Raw genomic sequence first — 17,408 nt, 5'->3', positions numbered from 1 at the left:
GGTGGCCTCAGGCCGCCGGGCGCTTCCGCGCGTCGGTCAGGCGGGTGCGACGGCCCGCGAGCGCCGCATGGTGAGCACGTACTCGACCAGCGAGATCAGCACGTGCTTCGTGGACTCCCGGTTACGGGCGTCGCACGGCACCACCGGCACGTCGCGGGAGATCGCCAGCGCGTCCCGGACGTCCTGCGGATCGTGGTACTGCATGCCGTCGAAGCAGTTGATGGCCACCAGGTACGGCAGCCGCCGGTGCTCGAAGAAGTCGATGGCGGCGAAGCAGTCGGCGAGCCGCCGGGTGTCGACCAGCACCACAGCGCCGATCGCACCCCGGACCAACTCGTCCCACATGAACCAGAACCGCGTCTGACCCGGCGTACCGAACAGGTACAGGATCAGATCCCGGTCGATCGAGATACGACCGAAGTCCATCGCCACCGTGGTCGTCGTCTTGCCCGGCACCTGCCGGGTGTCGTCGACGCCGACACCGGCGGAGGTCATGATCGCCTCGGTGGTCAGCGGCGTGATCTCGGAGACCGAGCCGACCAGCGTCGTCTTGCCGACGCCGAACCCACCGGCGATAACGATCTTCGCCGACGTCACTCGGCCGCTCGGGGCCGGCGGCCGGTGCGACATGTCAGAGCCTGCGAAGTCCACTCAGCACCCTCTCCAGCAGTTCAGTGCCCACCGCGTCGTCGGAGTCGTCCAAAATGGTCGGCTCGTGGACCGCGACCAGGCCGTCCGTCGCCATGTCGGCGATGAGCACCCGGGCCACGCCGAGCGGAAGCTGCATCCGCGCCGCGATTTCGGCGAGCGACTGCACACGTCCGTCACACAACGCGGCGATGTACTGGTGTTCACGACCGTGGCCACCATTGCCAGTGGCAACCGCTCGGCCGCGCACCGTCGTCTCGACGAGCGCCTCCAGGGCGATGTCGAGCCGGGGACGGGTACGACCACGGGTGACGGCGTACGGCCGGACCAATGCGCCGGTCGGCTCGTCACGATCCGCCATGTCGCCGCTCACCTCCCTCGTACCCGGCACCGGCTCGCCCCGGTGACATCCGTCGCTGTCGTTGTTGTTCCCGCACCTGACCCACCGGCCAGCGCGTCATTCAGCCCATCATCCCCACAGCCGTGCGCGGCTGCGGCGTCAGGGCATCGCCCACCCGGTCCACGAGCAGGGCCATCTCGTACCCGACCTGACCCACGTCGCAGCTCCGCGCCGCCAGCACCGCGAACGACGAACCGTCGGAGATGGACATCAGGAACAGGAATCCGTTGTCCATCTCGACGACTGTCTGCAACACCGCTCCGCCCTCGAAGCAGCGGGCCGCGCCCTGGGTCAGGCTGACCAGACCGGACGCGATCGCGGCGAGCTGGTCGGCGCGGTCCCGCGGAAGGTCACGGGACGAGGCGAGAAGCAGGCCGTCGGCCGAGACCGCGACCGCGTGCGCCACACCGGGCACCCGGTCGGCGAAGTTGGCGAGCAGCCATCCGAGATCCTGCGTAGTAGTCATCCTTGTTGCTCCTTCTGCCCGCTCCCGGCCACCGGGCCTGAGCCAGACTGCGAGGACTGCTGCCCGCCCGGAGTGCCCTCCGGGCCGGTCGTGTTGCTGTCGGTGTTACGCCCGCGCTGCACGCCCCGATGGTAGGCCGACAGCAGGCCCCGGACGCCTTCCGGCGTCCGCCGCTGCACCGAGGCAGAAGGCTTGTCGATGCTGCCGGGCACGAGCTGCGCCATCGGCTTCCGCTTCGGCAGGCCCTTCTGGGTGGTCTCCGCGACCGGCACCTCGGTGGCCGCCGAGGCGGCGCGCCAGCCGTCGTCGGCCGCGGTCTGCCAGGGCGAGGACTGCGGCGACGCGGTCGGCTGCCGGGTGGGCAGCCCTCCGCCGTACGCGGGACGGGTGTTCCCGTTCGCCGCGCCGTTGTCACGCGGTGCTCCGCCGGCCGTCGGAGTGTGTGCCATCGGTGCGTTACCTGTCGTCGCGGGTGTCGGCTGCGGCACGGGCCGGCCGGCGGTGTCCACCTTGGCGAACTGCTGGGTGGCGTCGCCGCCGTTCGTCGTCGGGGCCGGGGCCGCCGCCTCCTCGTGGGGCCCGGGCCGGCGGGTACGGAACCACGCCGACTCGAGCTCCCGGAAGATCGGCAGCTCCATCGTCTCGTCGGCGTACCGCTGGCGGTTGCCCTGCTGCTGCGCTGCCGGGCCCGGTCGCGCCGCCGGGGCGGCAGCCGGCCGGTTGGTCGCCGGGGTGGCAGCCGGCTGGTTCGTCGCCGGGCCGGCGGCCGACGGCTGGCCGGTCGCGGGCTGCGCGGTGGCCGGCATCTCCGTGCGCGGCACCCGGGGCAGCTCGGTGGTCATGTCCATGCCGCTGGTGGGCCGTTCCGGCGCCGCGGGGGCCGGGGCCGGAGTGACCGGCGGCCAGACCGGCGGCGCACCGACGCCCGGCCCAGGCGTCACCGGTCGCGCCGGCAGCTGGTTCGCCGGCGGCGCGGAGACCTGGTAACCGGCGGCCGGCTGGCCGGAGACCGGCGCGGCCGACGTGGGCTGCCCGGAGACCGGCGTGGCGGAGACCGGACGGCCCGTGTACGGGTCGCCGGAGACCGGCGCCGCGGAGACCGGACGGCCGGAGAACGGGTCGCCGGAGACCGGGGCGGCCGAGACCGGACGGTACGGCAGCGGGTTGCCGGCGGCCGGGGCGCCGGAGACCGGCGGCAGCGGCGGCGCCGACACCGGCGGGACCGGCGGCGCGGAGACCGGCGGCGGGCTGTAGGGCCGCGCCTCGGGGCTGCTCGGCAGCTGGCGCGGGATCGCCGGCTGCTGGCCGCTGGTGCCCGGGTCGCCCTCGGCCGGGTTGCGCCGCTGGGGCAGCGGCTCGAACCCGGAACCGGACGAGGGCCGGGAGCCGAACCCGCCGTCCCCGTCGCCCGGGTTGGCGCCGGTCAGGTCGGACCAGGCCGGCATGGCGCGAGCGCCACCGGCGTTCGCCGGGGTGCCCGAGCCGTTGCGCGGCGCCGGGTCGAAGGCGCGTCCGCCGAGCGTGACCTGGTTGCCGGAGGCGCCCGGGTGCGGGGCCGGCGGCAGGCTCTGCGGGTTGTTGTTGCCGAAAGCGGCCAGGGCGCCGAAGGCGGGCGTCGGTCCGCTCTGCTGCGGGGCGGCGGGCGGCAGGGCCGGCGCGCCCGGACCACGGCCGGCCAGGGCACGCGGCACCAGGACCGTGGTGGGCAGCGTCACGTCGGCGACGGTGCCCCGGTCGGTGCCCGGTCGCAGCTCGACCCGGACGCCGTGGCGGGCGGCCAGCCGCGCCACCACGACCAGGCCCATCATCCGGGAGACCGCGACGTCCACCTGCGGCGGCGTGGCCAGCCGCTCGTTGAGGTCCCGGAGCTGCTCCGGGCTGATGCCGATGCCCCGGTCCTCCACGTAGAGGGAGGCACGGTCGCCGACCCGGCGGGCCTCCACCATGACCTGGGAGTCGGGCGGGGAGAACGCGGTCGCGTTGTCGAACAGCTCGGCGACCAGGTGCACGAGGTCGTTCACCGCGTGGGCGGCGACCTCGATGTCCCGGTCGATCACCCCGAACTCGATCCGGGTGTAGTGCTCGACCTCGGACTGGGCGGCGCGGAGCACGTCGATCAGGGCGGCGGGCTCGCGCTGCACACGCGTGGAGTCCGCGCCGGCGAGCACCAGCAGGTTCTCGTCGTTGCGGCGCATCCGGGTGGCGAGGTGGTCGAGCTGGAACAGCTCGGCCAGCCGGTCCGGGTCCTCCTCGCCGCGCTCCAGCCGGTCGAGGTGGCCGATCAGCCGGTCGACCAGGATCTGCGAGCGGCGGGCCAGGTTGACGAACATGGTCGCGACGGACGCCCGCAGGGCGGCCTGCTCGGCGGCGGTCCGGACGGCCTCCAGGTGGACGGCGTTGAACGCCTCGGTCACCTGGCCGAACTCGTCCTTGCTGCGCACCGGCAGCGGCTCGGCGATCTGGTTGGCCAGCTGCACCGGGGTGAGCTGGCCGGTCACCTGCGGGTCACGCAGCCGGGCGACGGCCTGCGGCAGCCCGTACTGGGCCACCGCCAGGGCGCCCTGGCGCAGGTCGCGCAGCGAGCGGGCCATCGAGCGGGCGACCAGGTACGCGAACAGGATGGCCAGCAGCAGCATGGTGAGCAGCAGGCCGGTCTCCAGGAACACCTGGCGCTGGGTGTCCGAGCGCAGCGCGTCGGCCTGCCGGACCACGTTGCCGTCGAGGCGGGACTCCACCGTCCGCATCAGCTTCGCGTTGGCGACCATGGCCTGGTCCCACTGGTCCGCGCCGAACTGGGCGTTCTCCATCGAGCCGCTGTTGTTGCCCGAGATGAAACTCGTGTAGAGCTCCGCCCGGCGCAGGTCCGGCCCGGAGACGGTCTGGTCGTAGAACAGCTTGTCCGGGTCGGTGGCTACCGCCTGGAACGTCGCGAACGCCTGCGACTGGCCGGTGCCGCTGGCGATGAACTGCTCGCGCAGCGCGGGGGTGTACTGGTTCTGGGTGATCGCCTGGTGGACGACCACGCGGCGCTGGGTCAGGAATTCCTTCTGCCGGGCGACAGCGGCCGCCGCGCGCATCCGGTCACTCAGGTCGTTGTCGCCGGCGAGCTGGGTGGCGGAGTCGCGGATCGCGAGCAGGTCCTCGATCAGCTGCCGGTAGGTCAGGTCGGCGTCATTGATCTTGAGCTTGCCGTTCAGCACCTGGCTGCGCGTCGCCGGGAGGTCCTTCAGCTGGGTGTCGATCGCGTCCAGCAGCCCGACGAAGTTGCGCGGCAGGTCGTCGATCTCGCCACGCTGCCGCAGGTACGGCGACTTCGCCTGGTCCACCCGCTGGTTGGCCCGGTTGTAGCCCTCCTGGTACTGCGCCCGGGTCTGGAACTCCTTCGCGCCGAGGAAGAGCACGGCGCCGACCCGCTCGTCCTGCACCGTGTCGATCAGGTCACCCGAGTAGCCGATCAGATTGGCCAGGTCCCCCGCACGGTTGGCATTGTTGAGCGTCTCCAGGTGGTCGACCAGACCACTGGTGCCCACCACGACCGTGGCGATGGTCGGCACGATCATGATCAGACCGAGCTTGGACCAGATCGGCATGTCGCGCAGCCGACTCATCGGCCGGCGCAGCCGCGACAGGAAGGAGCCCGCCGTCGTTGGCCGTTTGCTCACGTCACCGCCCTCGCATTACCGCGCCCGACGTCACCTGAGGGCAACGCCGAGCGACCGACCCGGCGGGTCGGACCTCCGAGATTCCATCACGCCGCCCCGCAAAGAGAAAGACCAGGTTGTCCCTCACCGGAGGTGTGATGAGATGTTGATGCAATTTGATAGCTATCCGTCTGGCCGGAGTCACTGAAGGTAATGGAACACCCGCATCGCGTTGTCCTGCTCGCTGGCCCCTCCGGGTCAGGAAAGTCATACATAGCGCAGCGAACCGGACTTCCGGTGCTCTGCCTGGACGACTTCTACAAGGACGGCGACGACCCTACGTGTCCGCGTCGGAACGGACAGGTGGATTGGGAGTCCCCACTGTCCTGGGATGCGGACATGGCGGTGCAAACAATCACCCGACTGGCTCGGGAGGGCAAGGCCGAAGTGCCGGTTTATGCGATCGGCGCGGACCGCAGGGTGGCCACCCGGCCATTCGACATCGACGGATCGCCAATCTTTGTCGCCGAGGGGATCTTCGCCGCCGAGATCGTGGCCGAGTGCCGCCGGCAGGGCGTGCTCGCCGGCGCGTACGCGCTGCGCCGCCCACGCGGCGCGACGTTCCTGCGCCGCCTCGCCCGGGACCTCGCCGAGCAGCGCAAGGCGCCCCGGGTGCTGCTCCGGCGCGGGGTCGCGCTGCTGCGCGCCGAGCCGGCCGTGCTGCGCCGGCAGACCGGGCTCGGTGCCGAGGCGGCCCGGGCCGGTCAGGTGCTGCGCGGGGTGGCCGCACTGCTCTCCGGCCACCCCCGCCAGTCGTGATCAGCCGATCAGCTCGGCGTACGCCGGCTTGATCACCTCGTCGATGATCCGCAGCCGCTCGTCGAACGGGATGAACGCGCTCTTCATCGCGTTGATGGTGAACCACTGGAGTTCCTTCCAGCCGTAGCCGAAGGCCTCCACCAGCAGCGCCATCTCCCGCGACATCGAGGTGCCGCTCATCAGCCGGTTGTCCGTGTTCACAGTCACCCGGAACCGCAGGTCGCGCAGCAGCCCGATCGGGTGGTCGGCGATCGAGGCCGCGGCACCGGTCTGCACGTTCGACGACGGGCACAGCTCCAGCGGGATGCGCTTGTCCCGCACGTACGCGGCCAGCCGGCCCAGCACCGGCGGGTTGCCGGGGGTGATGTCGTCGACGATGCGTACGCCGTGGCCGAGCCGGTCGGCGCCGCACCACTGGATCGCCTGCCAGATGGACGGCAGGCCGAACGCCTCACCGGCGTGGATGGTGAAGTGGAAGTTCTCCCGCTGGAGGTACTCGAACGCGTCCAGGTGCCGGGTGGGCGGGAAGCCCGCCTCGGCGCCGGCGATGTCGAAGCCGACCACCCCGGTGTCGCGGTGCCGCACGGCCAGCTCGGCGATTTCCTGCGACCGGGCGGCGTGCCGCATCGCGGTGAGCAGCGTGCCGATCCGGATCGGGGTGCCCGCCTCGGCGGCCAGCGCGCTGCCCTCCCGGAACCCGGTGACCACCGCGTCAACCACCTCGTCCAGCGTCAGGTTCTGCTCCAGGTGCTGTTCCGGGGCGAACCGCACCTCGGCGTAGACCACACCGTCGGCGGCCAGGTCCAGCGCGCACTCGCGGGCGACCCGGCGCAACGCGCCGGCGGTCTGCATGACCGCCACCGTGTGCGCGAACGTCTCCAGGTAGCGCTCCAGCGAGCCGGAGTTCGCCGCCTCGGTGAACCAGACGCCGAGCGCCGCCGGGTCGGTGGTGGGCAGTTCGTGGCCGACCTCGGCGGCCAGCTCGACGATCGTCGCGGGCCGCAGGCCGCCGTCGAGGTGATCGTGCAGCAGCGCCTTCGGGACCTTGACGATGTCCTCGTACGAGATTGCGACCATGCTCCGACCCTAGTCACCCCCGGTACGGGCGCGGCGGTGGACCGGGCCGGTTCAGGGCCGCCAGCCGTACACCCGCTCCACCGCCAGCCGCAGGACCACCCGCCCGTCGGCCACCATGGCGTCCCGGTACTCGGCCCAGTCCGGGTGCTCGCCGCGGATGCGCCGGTACACCTCGACCAGCTCGTCGACCGTCGCGTCGTCGATGGCGGCGGCCGGCGGGGTGAGCGTCACGGTGCCCTCGGCCACGGCGTACGCCCCGCCGTCGTCGGTGGTCACGTGGAAGCTGGCCCGGGGATCGCGGCGCAGGTTGCGCACCTTCGCCCGGCCGTCGGTGGTGGAGCAGCGGATCAGGCCGGGCTCGGCCAGGTAGTCGAGGTTGGACAGCTGGGGCCGGCCGTCGCGGCGCAGGGTGACGAGCACCCCGCGCCCGCGCTCGCCGAACAGCTCCCACAGCCGGGCGCTCATGCGGTCACCCGCAGCGGGGCGAGCGCGGCGGCCAGCCGGGCGAGCTGATCCAGCATCAGCGCGGCGGCCTCCTCGCGGCCGGGGTCGGGTCGCAGCTCGCCCGACTCGTCCAGCGCCTGCCGGAGGAAGACGACCACCTGGTCGTTGACCGGGGTCATGTTCAGCGTGGTCACCACCTGCTTGATCATCTGCACCGCGCGCAGGCCCCCGGAGGTCATGCCGTAGCTGACGAAGCCCACCGGCTTGTGCTGCCACTCGTGGTAGAGGTAGTCGATCGCGTTCTTCAGCGGCGCGCTGAAGCCGTAGTTGTACTCCGGCATCACCAGCACGAAGGCGTCCCCGGCGTCGATCTCGGCGCTCCAGGCGCGGGTGTGCTCGTGCACGTAGTTCCGCTCGGACGGGTGGTGCGGCTCGTCGTGGAAGGGCAGCCCGACCTCGGCCAGGTCGAGCAGGCGCACCTCGTCGAAGCCGGCGTGGCGGACGGCGGCGGCGGTGAACCAGTCACCGATGCGACGGCCGACCCGGCCGGGGCGGGTGCTGGCGACGACGACGTTCAGGCGGGGCATGGTGAGGTCACTCCTGTCGGGGCGGCGGCCGGGGCCGGCGCGGTGAGCCGGGGAACGAGCCAGGCGACGATCGGCCCGATGCCGATCGCGTAGAGCAGGGTGCCGGGGCCGACGACGCCGCCGAGCAGCCAGCCGACGGCCAGCACCGTCACCTCGATCGCGGTGCGGGCCGGGCCGAGCGGCAGGCCGCGGGCGGCCAGGCCGGTCATCAGCCCGTCCCGCGGGCCGGGGCCGAGGCGGGCGCCGAGGTAGAGCGCGGTGGCGAGGCCGTTGAGCAGGACGCCCGCGACCAGCAGACCGATCCGGCCGGCGAGCGGGGCGACCGGCGGCAGGAGCGCCAGCGTCGCGTCGAGGGCCAGGCCGACGAGCGCGACGTTCGCCACGGTGCCGACCCCCGGGCGCTGCCGCAGCGGGATCCACAGCAGCAGCACCAGCAGCGCCACGCCGTTGACCAGCACGCCCATCGGCAGGCCGGTGCGCTCGGCGAGCCCCTGGTGCAGCACGTCCCAGGACGCGAGCCCGAGGTCGGCGCGGACCATCAGCGCGACGCTGACGCCGAACAGGCCCAGGCCGGCGAACAGCCGCACCAGCCGCGACGGCAGTTTGGTTGACATGTCATCAAGCTAGACCGCAACTTGGTGACATGTCAACAACACCGGTAGGATCGGTCCGTGGACGAACCGCGTTGGCTGGACGAGCAGGAGGACCGCGCGTGGCGCGGCTACCGCCGCATGCGACGCCTGCTCGACCTGGAACTGGCCCGGGAACTGATGCAGGACGCCGGCCTCTCCGAGCCGGACTACGACGTCCTGAGCGACCTGTCCGAGACCCCGGAGCAGCGGCTGCGGCTCAGCGAGCTGGCCGACCGCATGCTCTGGTCCCGCAGCCGCCTGTCCCACCACATCTCCCGGATGCAGCAGCGTGGCCTGGTCACCCGGGAGGAGTGCGCCACCGACGGCCGCGGCTCGGTCGTCACGCTCACCCCGGCCGGGCGCCAGGCCGTCGAGGCCGCCGCGCCCGGGCACGTCGCCGCCGTACGCCGGCACCTGATCGACCTGCTCACCCCGGCGGAGCTGGCCGCGCTCGGCACGCTCAGCCACCGGGTGGTCGACCACCTCACCGGCCGCCCCACCGGCCGCCCGGAAGCGAAGGACTGAGGCGTGGACGACCGCATCCTCGCCCGGCTGCGCTGCCCGGTCTGCGCCGAACCGCTGACCGCCGCCACCGCCGGCACCACCCGCGCCCTGCGCTGCCCCCGCGGGCACAGCTTCGACACCGCCCGGCAGGGGTACGTCAACCTGCTCGCCGGCCGCTCCCCGCACACCGGGGACAGCGCCGAGATGGTCGCCGCCCGCGCCGACTTCCTCGCCGCCGGCCACTACGACGCCGTCGCCGCCGCGCTCGCGACCACAGCGGTACGCGTCGCGGGCGTCGACCCGTACCCCCTGGTGGTCGAGCCCGGCGCCGGGACCGGGCATTACCTCGCGGCGGTGCTGGCGGCGCTGCCGGAGGCCGCCGGCCTGGCCCTGGACGTCTCCAAGCCGGCGCTGCGCCGCGCGGCCCGCGCCCACCCGCGGGCCGCCGCCGCGCTCGCCGACACCTGGCAGCGCCTGCCGCTGGCCGACCGGTCGGTGGCCGTGCTGCTGAACGTGTTCGCGCCGCGCAACGGCCCGGAGTTCCACCGGGTGCTCGACCCCGGCGGCGCGTTGCTCGTCGTCACCCCGGCCGCCGACCACCTGGCCGAACTGGTCGAGGCGCTGGACCTGCTGCGGGTGGACCCGGCCAAAGCCGACCGGGTCGCGGGCAGCCTCGGCGCCCACTTCGCCGAGGAGTCCGCGACCGGGCACCGGGCCCGCCTCGCGCTGACCCGCGCCGAGGTCACCACGCTCGTCGGGATGGGACCGAGCGCCTGGCACGCCGAACCGGAACGGCTCGCCGCGCGCATCGCCGCGCTGCCCGAGCCGGTCCCGGTCACGCTCTCGGTCCGGCTCGGCGTGCACCGCCCGCGCTGACCCGGCTCAGGTGGAGAGGTCGACCTCTTCCCAGCCCGGCGGCTCGTCGTGGTACGGCCCGCGCAGCACCACCGCCCACTCCAGCGCCCACCGGCGCTGACCGATCGCGTTGGCGTCCACCAGGCCCGGCAGCGCGCCGCCGGCCTTCTCCGTCTCCAGGTACGCCCAGTCCAGGCAGTAGTGCAGGTCGAGCAGCGCCGCGGCGTCCCCGGGGTGCTGCGGCGCGGCCAGGATCCGGGCCTGCCACTGGGCGAACGTCTCCCCCGCCACCAGGTTCGGCATCCGCTCGACCAGCCGCTCGTCCACCGGCACCGTCGGGTCCAGCTCCTTCGCCAGCCCGAGCACCCAGGCCAGCGAGAACAGCGCGTCGTGGTGCAGCACGAACGACCTGTGGTCACCCCGGCCGCCCATCACGAACTGCCACTCCGGCGGCGTCACCGAATCGACCAGGTGCGACTCCAGCAGCCAGCTCATCGCCGCCTGCGCGGGCATGCCGAAGCAGCGGGCCAGGATCACGTGCAGCACCGCGATCCGGGCCTCGACCTCCGGCGTCGGACGCAGCTCGATCTCGTCGCCCGGCTCCCAGACCAGCGGGAACTGCGGCGGGGGCAGCGGCAGGCCCAGCCGGGACAGCTCGTCCAGGCTCGCCTCCCGGACGGCCCGGGGGTCGGGGGCGGATACGCGCACGGTCAGTCCCTGTCTGTTCGGGTCCTCGCCGGTCGGTCCCCCCTGGCCTGGGAGGATAGCGACTCCGACCGGCCCGGCACCATGGCCCTCAGCCGATCCGCTCGATGACGAGCGGCGTCGCCTCCGGCGCGTCCGGCGCGATCCGCACCGCCTCGCGCGCCTCGGCCAGCGCGGCCGGGATCCGCTCGGCGTGCTCGGCGCGCAGCTCGAACAACGGGTCGCCGACACGCACCCGGTCACCCCGTCGCTTGTGCAGCACCACGCCGGACGGGATGCTCACCGGGTCCTCCTTGCGGGCCCGGCCCGCGCCCAGCCGCCAGGCGGCCACCCCGATCGCGTACGCGTCCAGCTCCGCGACCCAGCCGTCCTCGGCCGCGGTGACCACCTCGACCTCGTTCGCGGTGGGCATCGGCGCGTCCGGGTCGCCGCCCTGCGCCCGGATCATCGTCCGCCAGGCGTCCATCGCCCGGCCGTCGCGCAGCGCCGCCTCCGGGTCGGCGTCGGGCAGCCCGGCCGCGTGGAGCATCTCCCGGGCCAGCGCCAGCGTCAGCTCCACCACGTCGGCCGGGCCGCCACCGGCCAGCACCTCCACCGACTCGGTCACCTCGACCGCGTTGCCGACGGCCAGGCCGAGCGGCGTGGACATGTCGGTGAGCAGGGCGACGGTCCGTACGCCGTGCGCGCCGCCCAGCTCGACCATGGTGCGGGCCAGCTCGCGGGCGTCGTCGGCGTTCTTCATGAACGCGCCGGAGCCGACCTTCACGTCGAGCACCAGCGCGCCCGTGCCCTCGGCGATCTTCTTGCTCATGATCGAGCTGGCGATCAACGGGATCGCCTCGACGGTGCCGGTGACGTCGCGCAGCGCGTACAGCTTGCGGTCGGCCGGGGCGAGCCCGTCGCCGGCCGCGCAGATCACCGCGCCCACGTCGCGGAGCTGCGCGATGAACTCGTCGTTCGTGAGCGCCGCCCGCCAGCCCGGGATCGACTCCAGCTTGTCCAGCGTGCCGCCGGTGTGGCCCAGGCCCCGGCCGGACAGTTGCGGGACGGCCGCGCCGCAGGCGGCGACCAGCGGGGTCAACGGCAGGGTGATCTTGTCACCGACACCGCCGGTGGAGTGCTTGTCCACTGTCGGGCGGGCCACCGGCGACAGGTCGAGCCGCTCGCCGCTGGCGATCATGGCGGCGGTCCACCGGGCGATCTCCGGCGCGGTCATGCCGCGCAGCAGGATCGCCATGGCCAGCGCGGACATCTGCTCGTCGGCGACCAGACCCTTCGTGTACGCGTCGACCACCCAGTCGATCTGCCCCTCGCTCAGCACACCCCCGTCCCGCTTGGCCCGAATGACGTCAACCGCCGTAAAAGCACTCACTTACAAGATCCAATCAGTTTGATCGCGCGTGGCCACACCGACCCGCGAACGGTGACCAGGTCCGGCCGGGGCCGACCGTGCCCGGCGGAGGGATCAAGCCTGACCGCCCGGAGCCGGGCACGGTCGGCCCCGGCCCACAACCTCAACCCCAGCGAACCGGAATCTCCGTAGGAGGCTCACCCTCACCGGCCCAGAAGACAGTGCCCGAAGCATCCACCACCACCACGCGCGGCGTACGCGCCAACCCCCACTCGATCGCGCTCGCCGGGTCGTCCCAGGTCGAGCCCTCCTCCAGCACGCCGGTCTCGGCGTCCTCGGCGCCGCCGGAGGACCGCTCCCAGTACGCCGTCCAGACCTGCTGCCCGGCCGAGAGGTCGGGGTGCACGAACACGGTGCCCCGGCCCCGCCAGGCGGCCAGCCGGTCCGGCACCACCGGCACCGGGTGCTCGCCGGTCACCGCCTCGATGTCGGCCACGTCGAAGGCGTGCGGCAGAAGCTCGGCCATCCGCAGCGGCCCGCCCTTCGACTCGACCAGGCACTCCGGCCCGCCCTGCTCCCACAGCAACTGCCGGCACCTGCCGCACGGCATCAGCGGCTCGCCGGTGGCGTCGACGCAGGACAGCGCCACGATCCGGCCCCCGCCGGTCGCGTGCAGCTGCGACACCACGCCGCACTCGGCGCAGAGCGTCACGCCGTATCCGGCGTTCTCCACGTTGCAGCCGACCACGACGCGGCCGTCGTCGACGAGCGCGGCGGCGCCCACCGGGAACTTCGAGTACGGCACGTAGGCATGCCGCATGACCTCGGTGGCGGCGGCCCGCAGCCGCTCCCAGTCGATCTCCATCACGACCCCCATTCTGCCCAATTTGCGCCGATCGGTCGCGGCGCGGCCGGAGACGACGATGCCCGGCGGGTCGCCCCGCCGGGCACGGTGTCGCGGCGGGCGGTCAGCCCTTGATGTACGGCTTGCCGTCGGCGGCCGGCGCCCGGACCTTGCCGACCAGCCCGGCCACGGCCAGGATCGTCGCCAGGTACGGCAGCATCGCCAGGAACTGGCTCGGGATGCTGCTGCCGATCGCGCCCAGGTAGGTGGCGAGCTGGTCGGCGAAGCCGAAGAAGAGCGCCGCGAGCAGCGCGCCGGTCGGGCTCCACCGGCCGAAGATCAGCGCGGCCAGGGCGATGAAGCCCTTACCGCCGATCATGTTCTTGGTGAACGAGTAGAGCGCGAGCGTGTACGAGGCGCCGCCGACACCGGCCACCAGACCGGCCAGGATCACGTTGCGGTAGCGCAGCCGCAGCACCTTCACGCCCAGCGTGTCGGCGGCGGTCGGGTGCTCGCCGACCGAGCGGGTCCGCAGGCCCCACCGGGTACGGAACAGCGCCAGGTGGATGACCAGCACCAGCAGCAGGCCGAGGTAGAGGAAGATGTTGCCCCGGAACAGCGCCGGACCGATCAGCGGGATGTCGGACAGCAGCGGGATCTCCCAGTTGCCGAACCGGGGCGCGCTGTTGTACTTCGCCGCGTCGGTCTGCATCAGTCGCTCGTAGAGGAAGCCGGTGATGCCGACCGCGAGCAGGTTGAGCACGATGCCCATGACCACCTGGTCGACCAGGTAGCGGATGGAGAACACGGCCAGCAGGAACGAGATGAACGCGCCACCGATGGCGGCGGCCACCAGGCCGACCCAGACGCTGCCGGACATGCTGCCGAACAGCGCGCCGGAGAACGCGCCCATCAGGAGCTGGCCCTCGATCGCCACGTTCACCACGCCGGAGCGCTCGCAGAGCACACCGGCGAGCGCGCCGAAGATCAGCGGCAGGGCCAGGATGAACGTGCCGCGCACGACGTTCACCAGCGGCATGAAGTTGCGGCCCTCGGGCGCGGCGGAGACCTGCCAGCACAGGAAGCTCAGCACGAAGGCGACCAGCCCGGCGCCGAGCAGCAGCGCGAACCAGCGCTTCGGCACACCGGCCAGCAGCGCGCCTCCGGCCGCGGCGGTGATCAGCCCGAACAGGATCGCGCCGACCGTACCGTTGATCTCCAGGGCGGCGCCGCCCTCGGTCTCGCTGAGCGTGAACCGGGCGTGCTGGTCGGTCGCGAGCGCGCCGAACAGCACCGCCGCGAGCACGCCGAGCGCCAGCAGGACCACGCCGATCTTCCGGTTACGGGTCCAGAAACCCTCGTCGACCGCGGTAACGGCGACCTCGGGGACAGCGGTGGTGGACATGCTCACCAGCCCTTCGCGAGGCTCGTCTGCAACCGGGCGGCGCGGGCCGCCCGGAGCTGGAAGATCGTCTTCACCAGGGCAGGCGCGGCGATGAAGATGACGATGAGCGCCTGGAGCACGGTGACCAGTTCCAGCGAGATGCCGGAGTACGACTGCATCCGGTTGCCACCGGCCTGGAGCGCGCCGAACAGCAGCGCGGCCAGCAGCACGCCCCACGGCTTCACGCGCCCGAGCAGCGCGACCAGGATGCCGTCGAAGCCGATCTGCGCGATCACCAGCGGGGTCAGCGCGGTAGCGGTGGTGCCGAGCACCATGGTCGAGCCGCCCAGCCCGGCCAGCATGCCCGCGAGCACCATCACCAGCACGTACGTCTTGGTCACGCTGATGCCGGCGGTGCGGGCCGCGTCCGGGTTCGCGCCCACCGCCCGCAGCTCGAAGCCGAGCGTGGAGCGGTTGAGCAGCCAGGCGATGAACCAGGTGGCCGCCACCGCGAGCAGGATGCCGGCGTGCACCCGCAGGTCGTCGCCGAGCAGGCGGGGCAGCTGCGCGGAGGACTCGACCGGCTTGCTGATCGCGTCCGACCGGTTCGGGTTCTGCACCCCGTTCTGCACGATGATCCAGGACAGGAAGTAGACCGCCACGTAGTTGAGCATGATCGTGTTGATCACCTCGTGCGCGCCGGCCCGGGCCTTGAGGATGCCGGGGATGAAGCCCCAGAGCGCGCCGCCGAGCGCGCCCGCGATCAGCGCCACCAGCAGGTGCACGACGGGCGGCAGCGGCAGCGCGAAGCCGGCCACGGCGGCCAGGATGACGGCGATCGTCGCCTGGCCCTGGGCGCCGATGTTGAACAGGCCGCCGCGGAAGGCCAGCGCCACCGACAGGCCGGTGAAGACGAGCGGCGCGGCGTAGGTGAGCGTCTCCGAGATCGGGCTCATGACGGCGGTGAAGCCGACCGCGTCCGGGTCGAAGATCGCGCCCTTGAACAGGTTCGCGTACGCCTCGCTGACCACAGTCCAGCTGGCGTTCAGCGCGTCCGTGGGGCGAGCCGTGATGTAGCTGTAGGTGGCCAGCACCTCCGGGTCGGACACGATGATCAGCACCGCGCCGACCACCATGGCCAGCAGCACCGCGAGCACCGTCACGGTGACCGTGTTGGCCGCCCAGAGGTTGTCCAGGAACATCCGGCCCATGCCGGGACGGGACTCCCCGGCCGGGTCCGGCCTCTTCGCGGTCGCAGTCGCGGGCACCGTCTGCTCGGTGTCACCGGCCGGCTGCGTCGGCGTCGCCCGGGCCTCGCTCAGCGACTCCTGCGCCTCGGTCGCCGGTTCCTTGTCCGGCGAGCCCGAGACGGGGTTCGGGTTGGTCATGCCTCGTCCTCGTTGCCAGGGCCGCCCTCGGTCGCGGTGGCGGCGTCCGGGGTGGCGGCGTCCGGGGTGATGCCGGCCATCAGCAGGCCGATCTCCTCGCGCGGGGTGTCCGGGCCGACGATGCCGATGATCCGGCCGCGGTACATGACCGCGATCCGGTCGGCCAGGCCGATCACCTCGTCCAGTTCGCTGGAGACCACCATCACCGCGGTGCCGATGTCCCGCTCGCGGATGACCCGGCTGTGGATGAACTCGATCGAGCCGACGTCCACGCCCCGGGTGGGCTGGGCCGCGATGAAGAGCTTCAGCGGCCGGGACAGCTCCCGGGCCACGATCACCTTCTGCTGGTTGCCGCCGGAGAGCGTGCCGACCGCGGCGTCGGCCGAGGAGGTACGGACGTCGAACTGCTCGATCCGCTCCCGGGCCGACTTCGCGATGGCCTCGGGCTTCAGCGACAGGCCCTTGCCGAAGGGCGGCCGGTCGTAGATGTCCAGCACCAGGTTCTCCGCCACGGAGAACTCCTTGACCAGGCCGTCCACGCTGCGGTCCTCCGGCACGTAGCCGACGCCGGCGTGGAGCACCTTCTTGGTCGACCAGCCGTGCGTCGGCTCGCCGTCCAGGCTGATCGTGCCGGCGAGCACCGGGCGCAGGCCCATGATCGCCTCGATCAGCTCGGTCTGGCCGTTGCCCTGCACGCCCGCGACACCGAGCACCTCACCGGCGTGCACGGTCAGGTCGACGCCGTCGACCGCGCGTACCTGCCGGTCGTCGTCCACGACCAGGCCGGAGACCTCCAGGACCGGCTTGCCGGGGGTGGCCGGCTTCTTGTCCACGGTCAGCCGGACGCTGCGGCCCACCATCAGCGCGGCCAGTTCGTCCCGGCTGGCGCTCGGCTCGGCGGTGCCGACCGTCTTCCCGCGCCGGATCACGGTGATCCGGTCGGCGATGGCCTTCACCTCGCCCAGCTTGTGGGTGATGAACACGATCGACTTGCCGGCGGCCTTGAGCGACCGCATGACCGCGAGCAGCTCCTCGGTCTCCTGCGGGGTGAGCACGGCGGTCGGCTCGTCGAGGATCAGCAGGTCGACGTCGCGGGTGAGGGCCTTGACGATCTCCACCCGCTGCTGGATGCCGACCGGCAGGTCCTCGATCACCGCGTCCGGGTCGACCCGCAGGTTGTACCGCTCGGACACCTCGGCGACCTCGCGGCGGGCCCGTCGCCGGTCGAGGATGCCGGCGAACGGCCCCCGGACCTGCTCGGCGCCGAGCATCACGTTCTCCGCCACGGTGAAGACCGGCACCAGCATGAAGTGCTGGTGCACCATGCCGATCCCGGCGGCGATCGCGTCCGACGGGCCCTTCAGCTTCAGCGGCTTGCCGTCGACCAGGATCTCGCCCTCGTCCGGCTGGTAGAGGCCGTAGAGCACGTTCATCAGGGTCGACTTGCCGGCACCGTTCTCGCCGAGCAGGGCGTGGATCTCTCCAGGCTCCACCGTCAGGTCGATGTGGTCGTTGGCGACCAGATCACCGAACCGTTTGGTGATGCCGCGCAGTTCGAGTCTCAGCGCAACCTCCTGGAGTGCGAGCGATGGTGCAGCGTAGCGACCTGCCGCGCCGCCACCACGCCGGGTGGGGATGTCGGGGGGAGTCAAGCTGATCGGCC

At 72.6% G+C, this 17,408-nt stretch carries 17 protein-coding genes; 3 read left to right on the top strand and 14 right to left on the bottom strand.

The window, feature by feature from the left end; translation table 11 throughout:
- Positions 1-36: 36 nt before the first annotated feature.
- The 4 genes from PVK74_RS25210 to PVK74_RS25195 all read right to left on the bottom strand — a co-directional run bounded on the left by PVK74_RS25210 (position 37) and on the right by PVK74_RS25195 (position 5,176).
- Complete coding sequence (locus tag PVK74_RS25210) at positions 37-630, bottom strand: GTP-binding protein (RefSeq protein ID WP_030501201.1); 594 nt, start codon at positions 628-630, stop codon at positions 37-39.
- A 1-nt stretch (position 631) separates the two neighbouring features.
- Positions 632-1,009, bottom strand: coding sequence for a DUF742 domain-containing protein (locus PVK74_RS25205; protein ID WP_030501200.1), 378 nt, complete (start codon positions 1,007-1,009; stop codon positions 632-634).
- Between the two features lie 100 nt (positions 1,010-1,109).
- Positions 1,110-1,514 carry a roadblock/LC7 domain-containing protein gene (locus tag PVK74_RS25200; RefSeq protein ID WP_013283992.1) on the bottom strand — a complete coding sequence of 135 codons (405 nt, stop codon included), beginning with the start codon at positions 1,512-1,514 and terminating at the stop codon, positions 1,110-1,112.
- Positions 1,511-5,176 (bottom strand): sensor histidine kinase, encoded by a 3,666-nt coding sequence (locus PVK74_RS25195; protein WP_064447624.1) that lies wholly within the window; start codon positions 5,174-5,176, stop codon positions 1,511-1,513. Before PVK74_RS25195 ends, PVK74_RS25200 begins: the two co-directional genes overlap by 4 nt.
- 459 nt (positions 5,177-5,635) lie before the next feature.
- Between PVK74_RS25195 and PVK74_RS25190 the strand changes: the two genes are divergently transcribed.
- The gene (locus PVK74_RS25190; RefSeq protein WP_223201242.1) at positions 5,636-5,974 is read left to right on the top strand and encodes a hypothetical protein; all 339 of its coding nucleotides are present in this window, start codon (positions 5,636-5,638) and stop codon (positions 5,972-5,974) included.
- Here the strand turns inward: PVK74_RS25190 and PVK74_RS25185 are convergent, their stop codons facing one another.
- Genes PVK74_RS25185 through yczE form a run of 4 tightly spaced genes read right to left on the bottom strand, consistent with a single transcriptional unit; the run spans position 5,975 to position 8,696 of the window.
- A complete protein-coding gene (locus PVK74_RS25185) occupies positions 5,975-7,051 on the bottom strand; it encodes an adenosine deaminase (RefSeq protein WP_043326756.1) in 1,077 nt (358 codons plus the stop codon).
- 51 nt (positions 7,052-7,102) lie between these two features.
- Positions 7,103-7,516: a PPOX class F420-dependent oxidoreductase gene (locus tag PVK74_RS25180; protein ID WP_069087173.1), complete on the bottom strand. Its 414-nt coding sequence runs from the start codon at positions 7,514-7,516 to the stop codon at positions 7,103-7,105.
- Entirely contained in the window at positions 7,513-8,082 is a 570-nt protein-coding gene (locus tag PVK74_RS25175) for an NADPH-dependent FMN reductase (protein WP_043326759.1), read from the bottom strand. Before PVK74_RS25175 ends, PVK74_RS25180 begins: the two co-directional genes overlap by 4 nt.
- Complete coding sequence (gene yczE / locus PVK74_RS25170) at positions 8,070-8,696, bottom strand: membrane protein YczE (RefSeq protein ID WP_209959978.1); 627 nt, start codon at positions 8,694-8,696, stop codon at positions 8,070-8,072. The genes PVK74_RS25175 and yczE overlap by 13 nt, the downstream gene beginning before the upstream one ends.
- Before the next feature lie 57 nt (positions 8,697-8,753).
- Here yczE and PVK74_RS25165 point away from each other — a divergent pair, with 57 nt between their 5' ends.
- The gene (locus PVK74_RS25165; RefSeq protein ID WP_043326762.1) at positions 8,754-9,239 is read left to right on the top strand and encodes a MarR family winged helix-turn-helix transcriptional regulator; all 486 of its coding nucleotides are present in this window, start codon (positions 8,754-8,756) and stop codon (positions 9,237-9,239) included.
- Between the two features lie 3 nt (positions 9,240-9,242).
- On the top strand, positions 9,243-10,094 hold the full coding sequence (locus tag PVK74_RS25160; protein WP_209959976.1) for a putative RNA methyltransferase: 852 nt from the start codon (positions 9,243-9,245) through the stop codon (positions 10,092-10,094).
- Between the two features lie 6 nt (positions 10,095-10,100).
- On the opposite strand, the gene PVK74_RS25155 is transcribed toward PVK74_RS25160, so the two are convergent.
- From PVK74_RS25155 to PVK74_RS25130, 6 genes are all read right to left on the bottom strand, one after another.
- Positions 10,101-10,781: a DUF4272 domain-containing protein gene (locus PVK74_RS25155; protein ID WP_043326765.1), complete on the bottom strand. Its 681-nt coding sequence runs from the start codon at positions 10,779-10,781 to the stop codon at positions 10,101-10,103.
- Between the two features lie 88 nt (positions 10,782-10,869).
- Positions 10,870-12,150: a thymidine phosphorylase gene (locus PVK74_RS25150; protein ID WP_043326767.1), complete on the bottom strand. Its 1,281-nt coding sequence runs from the start codon at positions 12,148-12,150 to the stop codon at positions 10,870-10,872.
- A gap of 142 nt (positions 12,151-12,292) precedes the next feature.
- Positions 12,293-12,994: a cytidine deaminase gene (locus PVK74_RS25145; RefSeq protein ID WP_166455874.1), complete on the bottom strand. Its 702-nt coding sequence runs from the start codon at positions 12,992-12,994 to the stop codon at positions 12,293-12,295.
- A 103-nt stretch (positions 12,995-13,097) separates the two neighbouring features.
- A complete protein-coding gene (locus tag PVK74_RS25140) occupies positions 13,098-14,378 on the bottom strand; it encodes an ABC transporter permease (RefSeq protein WP_043326769.1) in 1,281 nt (426 codons plus the stop codon).
- A 2-nt stretch (positions 14,379-14,380) separates the two neighbouring features.
- A complete protein-coding gene (locus PVK74_RS25135) occupies positions 14,381-15,568 on the bottom strand; it encodes an ABC transporter permease (RefSeq protein ID WP_396796553.1) in 1,188 nt (395 codons plus the stop codon).
- A 173-nt stretch (positions 15,569-15,741) separates the two neighbouring features.
- Entirely contained in the window at positions 15,742-17,397 is a 1,656-nt protein-coding gene (locus PVK74_RS25130) for an ABC transporter ATP-binding protein (protein WP_043326773.1), read from the bottom strand.
- Positions 17,398-17,408: the final 11 nt, after the last annotated feature.

Origin of the sequence: Micromonospora chalcea (genome assembly GCF_028768405.1) — a bacterium.
GTDB classification, from domain to species: domain Bacteria; phylum Actinomycetota; class Actinomycetes; order Mycobacteriales; family Micromonosporaceae; genus Micromonospora; species Micromonospora chalcea.
The sequence above is the reverse complement of the archived record's forward strand: the minus strand, read 5'-3'. Positions and strand labels throughout refer to the sequence as shown.

Bases quoted from the DNA above. Each gene is read 5' to 3' on its own strand.
- PVK74_RS25210 (WP_030501201.1), bottom strand. From the start codon at position 630: ATGTCGCACCGGCCGCCGGCCCCGAGCGGCCGAGTGACGTCGGCGAAG.
- PVK74_RS25205 (WP_030501200.1), bottom strand. From the start codon at position 1,009: ATGGCGGATCGTGACGAGCCGACCGGCGCATTGGTCCGGCCGTACGCC.
- PVK74_RS25200 (WP_013283992.1), bottom strand. From the start codon at position 1,514: ATGACTACTACGCAGGATCTCGGATGGCTGCTCGCCAACTTCGCCGAC.
- PVK74_RS25185 (WP_043326756.1), bottom strand. From the start codon at position 7,051: ATGGTCGCAATCTCGTACGAGGACATCGTCAAGGTCCCGAAGGCGCTG.
- PVK74_RS25180 (WP_069087173.1), bottom strand. From the start codon at position 7,516: ATGAGCGCCCGGCTGTGGGAGCTGTTCGGCGAGCGCGGGCGCGGGGTG.
- PVK74_RS25175 (WP_043326759.1), bottom strand. From the start codon at position 8,082: ATGCCCCGCCTGAACGTCGTCGTCGCCAGCACCCGCCCCGGCCGGGTC.
- yczE (WP_209959978.1), bottom strand. From the start codon at position 8,696: ATGTCAACCAAACTGCCGTCGCGGCTGGTGCGGCTGTTCGCCGGCCTG.
- PVK74_RS25145 (WP_166455874.1), bottom strand. From the start codon at position 12,994: ATGGAGATCGACTGGGAGCGGCTGCGGGCCGCCGCCACCGAGGTCATG.
- PVK74_RS25140 (WP_043326769.1), bottom strand. From the start codon at position 14,378: ATGTCCACCACCGCTGTCCCCGAGGTCGCCGTTACCGCGGTCGACGAG.
- PVK74_RS25135 (WP_396796553.1), bottom strand. From the start codon at position 15,568: ATGGGCCGGATGTTCCTGGACAACCTCTGGGCGGCCAACACGGTCACC.